The 15,512-nt window shown below is 33.1% G+C and carries 18 protein-coding genes; 3 read left to right on the forward strand and 15 right to left on the reverse strand.

Going from position 1 to position 15,512, the window contains the following annotated elements:
• Position 1: 1 nt before the first annotated feature.
• The 9 genes from BG261_RS09865 to BG261_RS09905 all read right to left on the reverse strand — a co-directional run bounded on the left by BG261_RS09865 (position 2) and on the right by BG261_RS09905 (position 10,871).
• Entirely contained in the window at positions 2-766 is a 765-nt protein-coding gene (locus tag BG261_RS09865; protein WP_070788256.1) for a nucleoside phosphorylase, read from the reverse strand.
• Positions 767-890: 124 nt separating this feature from the next.
• Positions 891-3,068, reverse strand: a complete 2,178-nt coding sequence (gene pnp / locus BG261_RS09870; protein WP_070793160.1) for a polyribonucleotide nucleotidyltransferase — start codon at positions 3,066-3,068, stop codon at positions 891-893.
• Positions 3,069-3,384: 316 nt separating this feature from the next.
• Positions 3,385-4,365, reverse strand: coding sequence for a cell division protein FtsQ/DivIB (locus BG261_RS09875; RefSeq protein ID WP_070793161.1), 981 nt, complete (start codon positions 4,363-4,365; stop codon positions 3,385-3,387).
• Positions 4,366-4,370: 5 nt separating this feature from the next.
• Positions 4,371-5,462, reverse strand: coding sequence for an undecaprenyldiphospho-muramoylpentapeptide beta-N-acetylglucosaminyltransferase (gene murG, locus BG261_RS09880; protein WP_070793162.1), 1,092 nt, complete (start codon positions 5,460-5,462; stop codon positions 4,371-4,373).
• Positions 5,459-6,817 (reverse strand): UDP-N-acetylmuramoyl-L-alanine--D-glutamate ligase, encoded by a 1,359-nt coding sequence (gene murD, locus BG261_RS09885; RefSeq protein ID WP_070793163.1) that lies wholly within the window; start codon positions 6,815-6,817, stop codon positions 5,459-5,461. Before murD ends, murG begins: the two co-directional genes overlap by 4 nt.
• A 147-nt stretch (positions 6,818-6,964) precedes the next feature.
• Positions 6,965-7,348, reverse strand: coding sequence for a P-II family nitrogen regulator (locus BG261_RS09890; RefSeq protein WP_070793164.1), 384 nt, complete (start codon positions 7,346-7,348; stop codon positions 6,965-6,967).
• 18 nt (positions 7,349-7,366) lie between these two features.
• A complete protein-coding gene (locus BG261_RS09895) occupies positions 7,367-8,605 on the reverse strand; it encodes an ammonium transporter (RefSeq protein ID WP_070793165.1) in 1,239 nt (412 codons plus the stop codon).
• Between the two features lie 158 nt (positions 8,606-8,763).
• Positions 8,764-9,651 carry an aldose 1-epimerase family protein gene (locus BG261_RS09900; protein ID WP_070793166.1) on the reverse strand — a complete coding sequence of 296 codons (888 nt, stop codon included), beginning with the start codon at positions 9,649-9,651 and terminating at the stop codon, positions 8,764-8,766.
• Positions 9,648-10,871: an aminopeptidase gene (locus tag BG261_RS09905; RefSeq protein ID WP_070793167.1), complete on the reverse strand. Its 1,224-nt coding sequence runs from the start codon at positions 10,869-10,871 to the stop codon at positions 9,648-9,650. The genes BG261_RS09900 and BG261_RS09905 overlap by 4 nt, the downstream gene beginning before the upstream one ends.
• Before the next feature lie 123 nt (positions 10,872-10,994).
• Between BG261_RS09905 and BG261_RS09910 the strand changes: the two genes are divergently transcribed.
• Complete coding sequence (locus BG261_RS09910) at positions 10,995-11,576, forward strand: TetR/AcrR family transcriptional regulator (protein WP_070793168.1); 582 nt, start codon at positions 10,995-10,997, stop codon at positions 11,574-11,576.
• A 60-nt stretch (positions 11,577-11,636) separates the two neighbouring features.
• Here the strand turns inward: BG261_RS09910 and BG261_RS09915 are convergent, their stop codons facing one another.
• The 5 genes from BG261_RS09915 to BG261_RS09930 form a co-directional block, all read right to left on the reverse strand.
• Positions 11,637-12,377, reverse strand: coding sequence for a peptidoglycan amidohydrolase family protein (locus tag BG261_RS09915; RefSeq protein ID WP_070793169.1), 741 nt, complete (start codon positions 12,375-12,377; stop codon positions 11,637-11,639).
• Positions 12,361-12,852: a phage holin family protein gene (locus tag BG261_RS09920; RefSeq protein ID WP_070793170.1), complete on the reverse strand. Its 492-nt coding sequence runs from the start codon at positions 12,850-12,852 to the stop codon at positions 12,361-12,363. Before BG261_RS09920 ends, BG261_RS09915 begins: the two co-directional genes overlap by 17 nt.
• Positions 12,853-13,039: 187 nt before the next feature.
• Positions 13,040-13,459 (reverse strand): ArpU family phage packaging/lysis transcriptional regulator, encoded by a 420-nt coding sequence (locus BG261_RS09925; RefSeq protein WP_070793171.1) that lies wholly within the window; start codon positions 13,457-13,459, stop codon positions 13,040-13,042.
• 21 nt (positions 13,460-13,480) lie between these two features.
• Positions 13,481-13,720 carry a hypothetical protein gene (locus BG261_RS11520; protein ID WP_158007201.1) on the reverse strand — a complete coding sequence of 80 codons (240 nt, stop codon included), beginning with the start codon at positions 13,718-13,720 and terminating at the stop codon, positions 13,481-13,483.
• Between the two features lie 46 nt (positions 13,721-13,766).
• Entirely contained in the window at positions 13,767-14,072 is a 306-nt protein-coding gene (locus tag BG261_RS09930) for a hypothetical protein (protein ID WP_070793172.1), read from the reverse strand.
• 233 nt (positions 14,073-14,305) lie between these two features.
• On the opposite strand from BG261_RS09930, the gene BG261_RS09935 reads away from it, so the two are divergent.
• Together BG261_RS09935 and BG261_RS09940 are read left to right on the forward strand one after the other, a co-directional pair.
• The gene (locus BG261_RS09935; RefSeq protein ID WP_070793173.1) at positions 14,306-14,650 is read left to right on the forward strand and encodes a helix-turn-helix domain-containing protein; all 345 of its coding nucleotides are present in this window, start codon (positions 14,306-14,308) and stop codon (positions 14,648-14,650) included.
• Positions 14,651-14,724: 74 nt separating this feature from the next.
• Complete coding sequence (locus tag BG261_RS09940) at positions 14,725-15,114, forward strand: M78 family metallopeptidase domain-containing protein (protein WP_070793174.1); 390 nt, start codon at positions 14,725-14,727, stop codon at positions 15,112-15,114.
• A gap of 79 nt (positions 15,115-15,193) precedes the next feature.
• On the opposite strand, the gene nrdH is transcribed toward BG261_RS09940, so the two are convergent.
• Positions 15,194-15,412, reverse strand: a complete 219-nt coding sequence (gene nrdH, locus BG261_RS09945; protein ID WP_070793175.1) for a glutaredoxin-like protein NrdH — start codon at positions 15,410-15,412, stop codon at positions 15,194-15,196.
• Positions 15,413-15,512 lie beyond the last annotated feature (100 nt).

Genomic DNA, 15,512 nt, shown 5'->3' on the forward strand with positions numbered 1-15,512 from the left:
ATTAAATCTCTTTCGCTATTTTCAAGGCAATATCCCAAAATACCAAGACATCTTCTTGTCGCTCATCTGTTCTCTCTTCCCATATTTCATCTTCGTGATTAACAAAATCAGCTGTATAGAAGAACTGGTAGGCAGGTAAATTCCTAAATTGTGACCAAGCTGTTATTGCTGAGCATTCCATATCAACAACTTGAACGCCACTTTCAAGTCTTCTTTTGACCTTGGCAGGCGTTTCACGGAAGAAAGCATCTGTAGTCCAAGCCTTGGTAAGAACATAACCAATATTATTTTTCTTAAAAATATCTATCAGCTTTTCTGTAATTTCTGTTTTAATATCAATTTCATCACTAGTAGGGGCATAATGATAACTTGTCCCTTCATCTCGTACAGCAGAAGTCGGAAGAACAATTTTATCTGCCTCTAGATCTCTATCAAGCACACCACATGAACCCATATAGATAAATTTTTCAAATCCAAGTGCATGCAGCTCTTCAGACATACCTACTGTCGACGGAGCCCCCAAAGTAGCCAAACAAAAGGCAACTTTTATGTCCGATTTTTCATAAATGTAGACTGGTAATAATCCATTAATATTAGATATATTGCCGATGTGTCTACTTTCAGGTTGAGCAATAAGTGTATCAACAATCACTCCAGAAAATGGCATTATCATTACATCACATACTTCCTTAAAATCAGGATAGTGTGAACGTAAATCTTCAGGGTTGATAACAGCTTTTGTATTTTCAAATTCCTCTAAAATCATAAATAACACCTTTCTAGATAAATATCTTTTTCTAATATTAATAAATGGAATCAATTTAGTTATAAGCATATACAGAAAAAGGAAATAAAAGCTTTTCCTTTTTTGCATATTATGAGTATTAATTTTAACCTTGTTTTTCTTCAGCTTTTTCAGCAGCTTTTACAACTTCTGATTTTTCTTCTGTTTTTGGCTTAGCTGGTCTTTCAGGTCTTGGCAGTAGTCTTTTACGGCTTACATCAATACGTCCACGGTCATCAATTTTAATAACCTTAACTTTTACAACATCACCAATATTTACCACGTCTTCAACTTTATCAGTTTTAGCCCAATCTAATTCAGAAATATGAAGTAGAGCTCCTACATTTCCAAATAGATTTACGAAAGCACCGAATTTTTCAACTCTTTGTACCTTAGCTTCGTAGACGTCGCCAACCTTAGCAACACGAACAAGTTCTTCAATGATTTCTTTAGCACGTGCAATTGCTGCTGCATCGCTAGAGAAGATTGCAACAAGTCCATCTTCATCAATATCAATTTTAACGCCAGTTTCTGCGATAATCTTATCAATTGTTTCTCCACCTTTACCGATAACAATCTTAATCTTATCAACATCAATCTTGATTGTTTCAATCTTAGGAGCAGTTGGTGCAAGTTCAGGACGAGGAGCTGGGATTGTAGCTTCAATTACATCAAGAATTTCAAATCTTGCTCTCTTAGCTTGTGCTAGGGCCTCAGTTAAAATCTGAGGAGTAATACCATCAATCTTAATATCCATTTGAAGGGCAGTAATTCCTTCACGAGTTCCTGCAACCTTAAAGTCCATATCGCCAAAGTGATCTTCTAAACCTTGAATATCAGTTAAAACAGTGTAATTCTCACCATCAGAGATAAGTCCCATTGCAATACCTGCTACGGGTGCTTTGATAGGCACACCACCAGCCATTAGAGCAAGAGTTCCGGCACAAATAGAGGCTTGCGAACTTGACCCATTTGATTCCAATACTTCAGCAACTAAGCGAATAGCATAAGGAAATTCTTCCAGACTTGGCATAACTTGTTCAAGAGCACGTTCACCTAGTGCACCATGTCCAATTTCACGACGTCCAGGAGCACCATAACGACCAGTAGAACCTACTGAATATTGTGGGAAGTTATAGTGGTGCATGAAGCGTTTTTTGTATTCATCATCAAGTCCATCAATAGTTTGAGCTTCTCCCATTGGAGCAAGTGTTAATACTGATAAAGCTTGAGTTTGTCCACGTGTAAATAGACCTGAACCATGTACTTGTGGTAAGAAATCAATTTCTGCATCTAGTGGACGAATTTCATCAATTTTACGACCATCAGGGCGAACCTTGTCTTCTGTGATAAGACGACGAACTTCTGTATGTTCCATGATTTCAAGAATTTCATTTACTTCGCGCATTAAACGAACTTTATTTTCATCTTCTGCAAATTTTTCTTCATATTCTTCAATCGCACGGGCACGAACTTCGTTTGTTGCATCTTCACGAGCTAATTTTTCTTCAACTTGAACCGCTTTTTGCAAATCGTCATTGTATTTAGCAACAATTTCTGCTTGTAAATCTGCATCAACTTTTAGAAGTTCTACGTCTGCTTTTTCAACTCCCACTTCTGCAACGATTTTATCTTGAAATTCAATCAACTCAACAACTGCTTCATGACCTTTTAAAAGGGCTTCTAGCATAATTTCTTCAGAAAGCTCTTTAGCTCCTGATTCTACCATATTGATAGCATCTCGGTTACCTGCTACTGATAGATTTAAAAGGCTTTTTTCCTTTTGTTCAGCAGTTGGGTTAATTATAATTTCGCCATCAACGTACCCTACTTCAACACCAGCGATTGGACCGTTGAATGGGATATCAGAAATTGATAGTGCCAAGCTTGAACCAAACATGGCTGTCATTGCCGCTGTTGCATTTTCATCATATGAAAGCACAGTGTTGATAACTTGCACTTCGTTACGGAATCCTTCTGCGAACATTGGACGAATAGGACGGTCAATCAAACGAGCGTTTAAAGTTGCTTCTGTTGAAGGGCGCGCTTCACGTTTGTTAAATCCTCCAGGGAATTTACCTGACGCATACATTTTTTCGTCATAATTTACTTGAAGAGGGAAGAAATCTCCATCTTTCATTTGTTTACTCATTGTTGCTGCTGTAAGAACTGTAGTTTCACCGTAGCGAATTACTGCTGCTCCATTAGCCTGTTTAGCAACTTGACCAACCTCAACAACTAGAGGACGACCATAAAATTCCATTTCAAAAGTTTTTTTCGACATTTTCTCACCTTTACTTTAGTGGTGTTTTAACACCCTTGATTTACAAACATAGCTTCTTAGTCTACTCACTAGTCAGTTTTTCCTAGGAAATTGAATATTAACTATATTTTTTTGATAACGTCTTTCTAGACAAAGATCAACTAGATTTTCCAAAATTTAGCTCAACTTTGCTTAGAATTTGACGTATCGTCTCATTTTACCAAAAAAAAAGCAAGCTTTCTAGCTTGCAGTCAAAATATATAAGATTAAAATTTTATTTTTTCAAAAACAGTTTTATTATTTTCTATTTATATACAAAATATCATTAATTCTGTTGCTATTCGTCATTAGTATTAGTTTGAATTTCAGAATCTTGTTTCTCTTGAGAGATAGGATAACTGAATATTCCAGCTTCCATATCAATAACACTAGGCACTGACAAGCTCTTCTTAACACTACTATAATATGGAAGCTTGATATCCATTTCAGAAAGCGGAACCAGCACCTTATTTCCATCTCTCATATCCAATGTCAAAAAATCAGGCGTTGATTTAGTAGGAGTTTTATTAACGACAGAAATTTGACTTCTGACCTCTACATTCAACTCAGAATATGAATCAACAAACGATTTAACCTCTTTTTTATCTAACATTTTATTTAAGACTGGTAATTTTTTATCAATTTTATTCTGTTCGATTTTTTCAGTATCAATATAACTACCATTTGAAATAATTGGGTAATAAGTATTATTATTTTTAACATATGCTACTACCGGATACTCTTCAACATTTACAACAACAGTGTTAGGCAATTTAATTTTCAAATCTGCATTTTTAATTCGTAAAAATTTTTCTTCAATTTGTTTTGAAATTTTAGTACGATGTTCATAAATATTTAAAATTTTATCATTCAACCTAATGCCGCTTGCAGCAGCTATTGCCTCTGTAGATTCGTGAGTTTCACCCTTAACAGTAAAGGTCTTAACACTACTATACGGACTCACATTATAGAGGTTAAAAATAAGCACAACCAAAAAACCTAGGATAACCCACCACATTTTTTTCAATATAGGAAAAATTTTCCTTTTATTAACTTCTTGTGCTTCCGATTCACCGAAATTCTCAGATTCAATCTGTTCTTCTTCAAAAAATTCTACATCTTCAACTTTATTTTTTTTGGATTTTGATTTTTTATCCTTTACATTCTCAGATGATTGAACTTCTTCAGTTTGTTTATTTTTCTCTTTTTGATATTCCAAGTGCTTTTGTTGCCAAGGACTCAGTTCTTTATTCTCGTTATTTTCTTTTTTATCTGACATATAATTTATTCTAAACACCTATTGATCACTTTTAACAAGCGAACACTTGAATCTAAAACTCCCTCTCTAATCGAAGCATCTGACATATTGCGATACATCTTCCCATCATCTAAAATTCTTTCAATTTGTTTTATAATCTTATCACCCGTTAGTTCAGCATCAGTTATTATAAGTGCAGCACCTGATTTTTTAAGGGCTTCTGCATTCTTAGTCTGATGATCTGCTGTAACATACGGGCTTGGAATAAGAATTGAAGGAATACCTAGGGATGTCACCTCTGCAAGAGTAGTAGCTCCAGCGCGACTTACCAATATATCTGCATTAGACATTACTTCAGACATATTTTCTATATATGACCTAATGGCAATATTAGGCTCAATATTATATTTTTCAAATACTTCCTTAAATTCATTATAGTATATCTCACCAGATGCATATATAACCTGATAATTTTTACCAACAAATTTAGGAAGTGCTTCTACCATTGCTTGATTAATCTTCAGTGCACCACGAGACCCACCAAAAATCAAAACTGTCTTCTTATCCAATGACATTCCAAACTCACTTATTGCTTCTTCTGCATCAATATCAGCAATTTCTTGTGATCTTGGATTACCAGTAAAATGTGTTTTCTCTTCTGGAAAGTAATTAGCTGCCTCTTGAAAACCAACAGCAATTTTTGTTGCAAATCTACTCAAAAATTTATTGGTCATTCCAGGAATGCTATTTTGTTCGTGGATTACCGTTGGGATATTGAGACGACTAGCACCGTAAATAACAGGTGCGGACACATAGCCTCCCGTACCTAAAACGATATCAGGACTAAAGTCTTTTATAATTTTTTTTGCTTGGTTTGTTGATTTAATAAATTTAAAAATAGTTTTTATGTTTTGAGGGCTCATACTTCTTTTCAAGCCTTGAACATCAATTGTTTCAAATGACAATCCAGCTTTAGGAACTATTTTACTCTCCAAACCTTTTTCTGTACCAATGTATAGAACTTCAGCACCCGGTGTAATTTTTTTCAAGTAACTAATAAAGGCAAGGGCAGGATAAACATGCCCTCCTGTTCCTCCACCTGTCACAATAATTCTCATATTTCTTCTTTCAACTTGTTAAATTCTTGAATAAAAACATCTCCGCGAATTTCAAAATTCGGATATTGATCCCAGCTTGCATTTGCTGGGCTCAAAAGAATTACTTCACCTAGTTCGGCATTATCAAATGCAAGTCTCGCAGCAGTTCCTACATTTTCACTCTCCAAAACAGTGATATTTAATTTTTCTGCAATTTCTTTTAGCTTGGGAGCTGTTTCCCCAAAAACAATCATACCTTTTAGATTTTCAATATCAGGTATGAGATCATCAAAACCATTACCTCTATCAAGACCTCCAGCCAACAACCATAATTTATTATTTTCAAAACCACTTAATGCTTTTTGAGTAGCTAAAATATTTGTGGCTTTACTATCATTATAGAACTTCACACCCTCAATGTCTCCCAAATATTGAAGACGATGCTTAACACCTGAAAAAGTAGTCAAAATATTAATAATTGATTGATTAGATACACCTTTCAACTTCGCCACTGCAATTGCTGCTAGAGCATTTTCAACATTATGCTCTCCTGGAAGTGATAGGCTGTCCACATCTAATATATATTCATCGCGGAAATAGATTTTACCATCAAGCGCGTATGCCCCATCAACCTTTTCAAGAGTTGAAAACGGTATAACCTGAGCCTTAGTTTCTTCACTAAGCTTTCTTAGCTTTTCCTGGTTAAAATTAATCACCAAGAAATCAGAGTCTTTCATATTTTCCTGTATACGCCACTTAGCTGCCTCATAGTTTTGTTGATTGCCATGATAATCTAAATGTGCAGAAAAAATGTTAGTAATTACTGCAATTTCAGGTCGAAACTTTTCAATTCCCATAAGTTGAAAACTTGACAACTCCATAACTAGAGTATCATTTTCAGTAGCTTTTTCAGCAACCTCACTAGCAGGAAATCCAATATTACCTGATAATTTCGCCGAAAGACCACCCTCATTTAAAATATCCGCAATCAAAGTAGTTGTTGTTGTCTTACCGTTCGTACCAGTAATACCAATTATGTCAGCCTCGCTAATTAAATAAGCAAGTTCTACTTCAGTAATTACTGGAATATCTTTTTCCATTGCTTTAACAACCATAGGGTTTTCGTATGGAATGCCAGGATTTTTAACCATAAGCGAAAAATCTTCATCTAGTAACTCTACTGGATGACCTCCACTAATGACACGAATACCATTTTCCAAAAGATCCTGAGCTTCTTTATTTTCACCAAGCTCTTTTCCATCATTGACAGTTACTATCGCTCCCAAATCACTGAGAACACGAGCTGCGCTTGCTCCACTCTTAGCAAGCCCTAAGACTAAAACTTTTTTATTTTCAAATGTTGATATTTTCTTCACGTCAAAATTCCGTCACTTTCTCTCATTATATATGAGTTTACTTGTTTTAAATATTTTTTTCAAGTTTTTGACGTAATTAAATGAATAAAAAATATGATATTTTTAATATAATTACATAAAAAAGATGGTCAATGGACCACCTTATGATTATTTGTTTTTTTCAATCTGAATTCCTGTTAGATTTAAACCGTTAATATTATCTTTTTCCTCAGCAGCTGTACGAATCTTAATTACTTTTTCAATCGGATAAATAAATATTTTCCCGTCACCTGCCTCTCCAGTAGTTACAGCTTGACGAATCTCTTCAACGATAGCATCAACGTTGGCATCCTGGCATACTACTTCAATTTTCACCTTAGCGAGTAACATTGGCTGAACTGCCTTACCACGTACATACTCTTTAAATCCTTTTTGCTCTCCAAAACCTAATACTTGAGATACTGTCATCCCCGTAATTAATGTTTCATCAGCAAATTTCATTTTTAAATCTTCAAGTTTCTCAGTTCTAATTACGGCTTCAATTTTTTTCATAATAACTTTGTCTCCCAATTAACTATCTAATCCCATGAACGTTGGATATGCTGTTTCATCTAATTCACTATCATCCAAGCCAATTGCCTCGGCTTTATCTTCAACACGTAGTTTAGTAAATAAACTAATAACTTTTGCAATAGCGAATGTCACTACTGCAGAAAAGATGATTGTAAAAACGATAGCTTCTACCTGAGCAATTAATAACTTAGGATCTCCAAACACTAAACCAATATAATCCTTATCAGGTGCTAAAGTTTTGCTTGTAAACAATCCAGTTGTAATTCCTCCAAAAATCCCTCCGATTCCATGGCATCCAAATGCGTCTAAAGAATCATCATATCCTAACTTTTCTTTTATACTTGATACTGCAAAATAGCATACAGGACTTACTAACAATCCAATTACTAACGAAGCCCATAAAGGTACAAATCCTGCTCCAGGTGTGATACCTACAAGTCCAACCACTAAACCTGTTGATGCTCCTACGACGGTTGGTTTCCCAATATGAATCATTTCAATTAACATCCAACTAAACATTGCCGCTGCTGCTGCAATATGAGTAGTCATGAATGCATGTACTGCAAGTCCATCTGCAGCAAGAGCACTTCCCGCATTAAAACCAAACCAACCAAACCAAAGTAATCCAGCACCAAGTAAAACAAAAGGTACATTATGAGGACGATAGACTAACTGGTTATATTCTCTACGTTTACCCAGAACCAATGCCAAGACAAGTCCTGAAATCCCACTAGAAATGTGGACCACATTACCACCAGCAAAGTCAATAGAATGTATTTTATCAAGGAAACCTCCGCCCCAAACCATATGTGCTAACGGATAATATACTAAAACTAGCCACAAAGGAATAAAAATCATTAGCGGAAGAATCCTGATTCTACCTGTAACAGAACCTGTAAGTATCGCTACAGTAATAATTGAAAACATCATTTGAAAGCCTGCAAATAAACCATCTGGAATTTCAAGTCCATGAAGTGTGTTATTGGCCATGTCTACTCCTTCAAAAAAAACATGTTTGAAGTTCCCTATAAATGAACCATCCCCACTAAAAGACAATGTATAACCAACTGCAAGCCACAAAAGTGAGGCTAATGCAATTGGGATTATAGCCATCATCATCGTGTTCAAGACATTTTTCCTTCTCTCTAACCCTCCATAAAAGAAGGCTAATGCCGGTGTCATTAAAAATACTAAAGCTGCACATACAATAATAAATGCAATACTTGCTCCATCCATAAATAAACTCTCCATTCTTCTTAAAAAATATATTTCATTTCCTATGTTAGAAAATATAACATATGATCTTAGAGATGTAAAGTATAAATTGTCAAAAAATTCAATTAATTAGTATAGGCCAAATTAAAAAGCACTGCCATAGCAATGCTTTAAAGGAATTAATTTATTTCAATTATATATTCACACTCAAATTTTTCATCCGGAAGTAGCTCATTGATTCCAAATTTTGTAGCAATATTACCATCAGTTTGGTCATCATCAGCTATTCCACACCATGGCTCAACACAAACGAATGGCGCTTCTGCTGGATAAGGACTCCAAATTCCCAAAAATGGCATATTTTCATAAGAGATTTTTACATTTCTATCATCAATAGTGTTAGAAATTATTACATCTGTTTTTTCAGGAGTTTCAAAAACTAGAGCATCCCCAGAAAAAAGCTCCCTTGTTAATGGAAATTCACTTTCACCTTTCACAACAGACTGATCCAAAAATAAAGTACCTTCTGCTGTATTTAGCGGGATTGTTTTTCGCTCTTTATCAGGAAGAATTGAAATTTTGTAATCTTCAAAATTTCCTTTTTTAATCGGTGCATTAAAAGCTGGATGTGCACCAATTCCAAAAAACATTACTTTTTCATCAAGATTTTTTACAATATATTTTACTTCAATAGCACTATCATTTAGTTTGTATTGAACTTTTAAAGAAAATTTAAAAGGATAAGTATTTAGAGTCCCTTCATTTTCTCTAAGTTCATATTCTAGTTCATGTTTTAACTCACTCAACAATCCTTGTTTAACTTCAAACTCATTGTCTCGTGCAAATCCATGTCCTGACATATTATATTTTTGATCATTATAAATGTAAGAACCGTTTTTCAACTTTCCAACAATAGGGAATAGAATAGGGGCACGTCGTGACCAAAATTCTTTATCACCTTGCCATAGATATTCCGTCCCATCTGCAGTTTTTATACTTTGCAACTCTGCACCTAAACTATCAACAATAACGGTCAGTTTTTGATTTTTCAAAGTTTCTTGGCTCATGCCCATTCTCCATTTCTAAAGATTGGAACTATAGTACCGTCTTCTTTAACTCCATCAATATCCATCTTATCGCTTCCTATCATGAAGTCAACGTGAACGTCACTTCTATTAAGCCCTGCTTCATCAAGTTGTTCTTGACTCATTTCAGTCCCACCTTCAACACTAAAAGCATATGCTTGTCCAATAGCTATGTGATTAGAAGCATTTTCATCAAATAATGTTTCAAAGAAAATAATACCACTTGCAGAAATTGGGCTAGAATTTGGAACTAGAGCGATTTCACCAAAATAATGACTTCCTTCATCAGTAGCAACTAACTTTTCTAACGTTTCTTGTCCTTTGTCTGCATAAACATCTACGATTCGACCTTCTTCAAGCGTCAATTTAATTCCATCAATTATTGTACCAGCATAACTTAAAGGTTTTGTACTTGATACAACCCCATCAACTCTTTTTTTATCTGGTGCTGAAAAAACTTCCTCAGTTGGCATATTAGCGATAAATCTTTCATTACGCGAATTGTATGAACTTGGTCCTTCAAAAACATAATTTTTAGGCAATCCAACGACTAGGTCAGTACCTGGTGCTGTGTAATGAAATCTATCAAATTTTTGCTCATTTAGCCATTTAGCTTTTGAAGTCAATAACTTATCGTGTTCATTCCAAGCTTTAACTGGATCTTCTAAATTAGTACGTGTTGCTTTAAAAATTTCATCCCAAAGCTTATTAGTTGCCTCGTCTTCCGATAATTCAGGAAAGACTTCTTTAGCCCATTCAGGACTTGCTGCTGCAACAACCAGCCAAGAAAACTTATTAGCTTGTAAACATGCACCTAATTTACGACTTGCTTTACCATTTGTTGCTTGAGCAAGAGCAATCCTTTCAGGATCGACACCTTCATATGCTGCTGGATTATCTGACACTACGCTAATACGACTGGCTCCATCTTCAATCCATTCATCAAATATTTTTGTTGTTGATTCCTTTATCTCATCTAAATTTTTTGCTGAAATCAATCTTTCTCGATTAACAGACTCATCAGACCATCTCACAATCACATCACGTGCACCTTGCTTGTATGCTTCTTTTACGATTAGGCGAGCTAATGGTGCTTGATCAACTGCAATATTTAACACCACAGTATGATTATCTTGAACGTTTACTCCGATTTTAACAATTAATTCTGCATATTTTTTTAAATTTTCTTCAAATGTTGCCATGATTTCCTCCAATTTTATGAGATAATTATATCATAATGTACACAGATAAACATTATGTGGTACTGCAAAATAATAAAACATAAGTTATAATGTTAATAACAATTCAGGGGGATTAATATTAATATGGCAAGAACTCAAGAAACTAGTAAGCAAGATATTCTAGAAGCAGCCTCTAAATTTATCGTCTTATACGGACCAGCAAAATTTAAAGCAAGACAACTAGCCGAATATATGGGAATTTCGACTCAACCACTTTATCAACAATTTGAAAATATGCAAACCCTTCGAGATGAACTTCTAGAATATTTTTACGAAAAATTAAAAAATGACTATGATAATAATATTTCCCAATACACTCCGATTGTCAATCTAATGATTGGATTTTCAAAATTTCCTAACGGACATCCCATAGCAACTGAAGATCTTCTAAAAGATTTATTCAGTACAAAAAAAGATACCGCAAAGAAAACTGCAAATTTTTCTTATGAATTATTTTTAAAATTTTTATCTGAAAGCTCTGAGTCAGATGATTTAAACGAAGAAGAAAATAGAACGCTTGCATACTGTCTTTGGATTTCAGCAACAGGTATCTCAAATTTTATGAGAAGCGGGACTGCTGAACTTACGGATGATGAGTTAGGCACTTACTTCAATGGTGTTGTTAAAAATATGAAAGAAATAAATTTAGAAAAACTAAAATTATAGTTTTGAAAGAATTAAAAAAAGATTTCCTTGAACCAATTGGTTTAAAGAAATCTTTTTTTGTTATTCAAAACCTCCCCAGCTACTTATTCTTTTTCCATTTAACGATTCACCAGTAGGTAGATATCCATATCTTCCATCTTGTCGAATTTGTCTTATCCATATGTACCCTTTGTCATCAATCTTATATTGATCATATCTAACTACATCACCTTCTTTAAGCAAAATTTCATCACCACTTAACGGATATTCAAAACTTAAATACACGGGTGTATTAAGCGTGAAGGTACCAACTTCTTTTACCCATTCACCTTTTTTAGGTGATATTTCAAAATCATCTTTTGAGTATTTATTTCTATAGATATAAAAGTATGGAGAACCGGCATTACCCCAATAATTGTCAAATTCATACTCTTGAATTGCTGTATTAGCAACTCCACCAGTTGAATAATCACAAGAAATTTCTCTGGCAATAGGATCACCACTTATTAAAACTCCAGTATGACCTGCGCTTCCTCCAGACATATCTTTCATACCAAAAATATAAATATCACCGATTTTAGCATCCCACTCTTGATTCTCGCTGATAAGCTCATATCCATTTTTAATTAAATAGTCATGTAAACTATCAGTATTATATAACCATGTTGGTTCTAACCCACCAGCTTCATAAATAGCTTGAACGACAGATCCTGAGCAATCTGCTGTTCCGTCATCTCCATTTCTACTTCCGTACATAGAATATGTAATTTTACCTATATTATTAACAAACCACGAAAGTACTTTTTCATTGTTTACTGTCATCAATATTCTCCTTATTTATTTTTTCTTTCTCTTTTAATTGCATTTCAATTACCTTATCTACAAGCTTCACATTATCCATACGCCTTTGCTTTGATTGCAACTCCTGGTCCGCAGATAAAGATTTACTCAAGAAATCTCCAACATCAAATTCATAAATAATACTCAGATTAGCAACTATGCTAGATAATTCTTTTCTCCCATAAGCTATTATAGTAACAGGTAAAGTAATTTTTATTAGTCTTATGTATTCTTCCATTGACGGTATATTAAAAAAATCAGCAAAATCAGCAACTAATACTACAACTGTAAATAAGATAAAAGCGATAAATTTTTTCATTAATCCTTCATTTCCTTTTTCAGAAGAGTACAGATTATGTTTTTTTGCTACAAAACTGCCTAATATATAATCTACAGTTAATATAACGGCAAAAATAGTAAGTAAGACCAACATTGTTTTATTGAATACTAAATCCATTTTTCCTCCTTTCTTCAAACAAAAAATCCAGTAAAATTATTTACTAGATTTTTTTAATATATTTACATAGTAATAATGTAGCATGCCTGTCGTTTACCAAAATTACTATACTATCATAATATCTCATTTTATAAGTTTTTTTCCCCGTACTATATTCAAAAAATCCCCGTTTAAATACTACAAGTTATTAATTCATAGTTTCTTTAATTATTTGCCCTTTATGATATGATTCCGCAAACATTATAAGCGCTTTACGCATCTGTCTATCATAATGGCTTGATGAGTAACCTATTTCATTTTCGTAAAAACACCTTCCTTTATCATCTTTTGTTTCTATATATCTTAATTTCAGCATATCATAAAATATTGGTTCAAATATCTTTATGCTTTCCACAGCTCTTTCAATTTCTTCAATTTCTACACCATAATCAATCCAAGATTCCCACAACTCATTATTAGTTTTTCCTTTTACTCTTGGTGCACTAGTAACTAATTTTGAATTTATTGGAGAAGGCTTCATTTGAATGTATCTTCTCTTTTTATCATGATATGTTTTCAATAATTTCTTAGCTGATTTTGCAATTTCTTTTTCATTTAATTTAATCATACTTATCCTCTCTTTTTATAATTATCTATCTCTTCTAACCCAATTTTCACCATCAACAATATATTCCACTTTATTTTTATTATCTCTTACTATTTCTATGACTCTATCACTATCACCAAAAGGTACTACTTTTTCAATTTCAAATTCATTCTCCATAAGGACATCCCTCCTATTACTTTTGTGGAGTATTAATAAAAACATGGTCATGTTTAATATTATAAGTGACACTAATAAATACACAGCTTTTTTCTTATTTTTCATTTTCTTTCCTCTTATTATCTAAATATAATAGATAAGTTTCATTAATTTATTTTTCTTCTTCAAGACAAGATAGAGTTAATTCAAATACTCTATTTTGTTGTAAATTTCTCTGGGCACTTCTATACTTTGCTCTATCGCTTTTTGTCAAAATACGACTCTCATCCCCTACTTCAATCCTATCAGTACCTGGACTAGTTATCATTTTCCCATCATTATCAAAAATTTGTGGTATTAAATTTAAACTATTGTCAATTACAATTTTATATGAATAGCCAAATGTATTACAAAGATTTTCAAAAATTTCCCACCTTACTTTTGATTTATTTTTTATTTTAATTGTTCTAAAAGTCATCCTTACCTCCTAGCAAATATTTACCAAGAAACAAATTAATTATATGTTTCCCTTGACCAAAAGAATATAATTATATACAATTGGATTAACAAAAAAGTCAATATTATGTGTTTTATAAACTTATCAATAAGTGTTTTCACTTAATATTTACTTAACAAAACAGATTATAGAATATAATTATATTCCAGTCAATAAAAACATCTATAACATTATATACTTTTAGGAGGAATTTTATGACCTTATACGATAAAATCCAGTCACTCGCTAAAAAAGAGCATATAAGTTTAAAGACTCTTGCCCTAAATCTTGGATTTAGCGAAAATTATTTTTACATAATGAAGAGACAAAACTCTAGGCCCTCTCAAGATAAACTAGAAAAAATAGCTGATTACTTCCATATTTCAGTTGATTATCTTCTTGGAAGAACTGATAAAAACGCCTCAGAAAATATAGAAAATGACCTGGAAGTAATGGTCAATAGTGCAATGAGCTTTGGTGGAAAACCCTTATCTGACAATGATCGCGAGTTTGTAAAAAAAATGCTACGTTTGCATTTAGAATCTAAAGAAAACAATTAATAACACCGTCAAGAGATATTCTTAGCTATCTCAATACAACACCCGGTCAACACACAAAACTAAGGATGTTTCATATGGATATTAAAGAAAAACTAAAAGAATTAGGAATTACAATTGTTTATACTTATGGTATTGATGCGCCAGGACTATATCTACCCGAAAATAGCACAATATACATTAATAACAACCTTATTGGAGTTGAAGTTGAAAATGCTATACTCCATGAGCTAGGTCACTATTTAAATAAACACGATTTAACATCCCTATCATCAAGTCATCTCCACTTCAAACAAGAGGCAGAGGCTGATAAATATTGGATAAATGAAAGAGTCAAAGAATTCCTTTCTCTCTACGAGAACCCGCCTGAATATGTAGATATATATCGTTTTTTGAATGTCTACCATATAAAAAACTGCTACTATGATGTAGCTGAAGAATTATTTAAAGAATATTTAACTATTTAACAAAAATACCTCATAAAAGTTAGAATAATTCTAGCTTTTATGAGGTATTTATTTATTTAAATTTATAATTTATATTATTTTATAATTTTGCCAATTCAGCTGGTCTAAAACCAGAGAAAGCTATACTATCATCTTTAGTAATGACTGGTAAAGCCATAAACCCCATTGATTTTATTTGATCAATGAACTCAGGATTTTCATCAATATTTATTTCTTTGTATTGAATAACTTTATCATTCAACCATTTTTTCACCATCTTACATTGCATACAATTATCTTTAGAAAATACTGTTACCATAATAAAACTCCTAATATTTTTTCTTTTCATCTTTTTTGAATATGAAGTTATTTTAAACCTTTTCCAGTTCATTATCAAGAGCAAAAATCACAATATATAG

It is taken from the genome of Floricoccus tropicus (genome assembly GCF_001832905.1).
GTDB lineage: Bacteria > Bacillota > Bacilli > Lactobacillales > Streptococcaceae > Floricoccus > Floricoccus tropicus.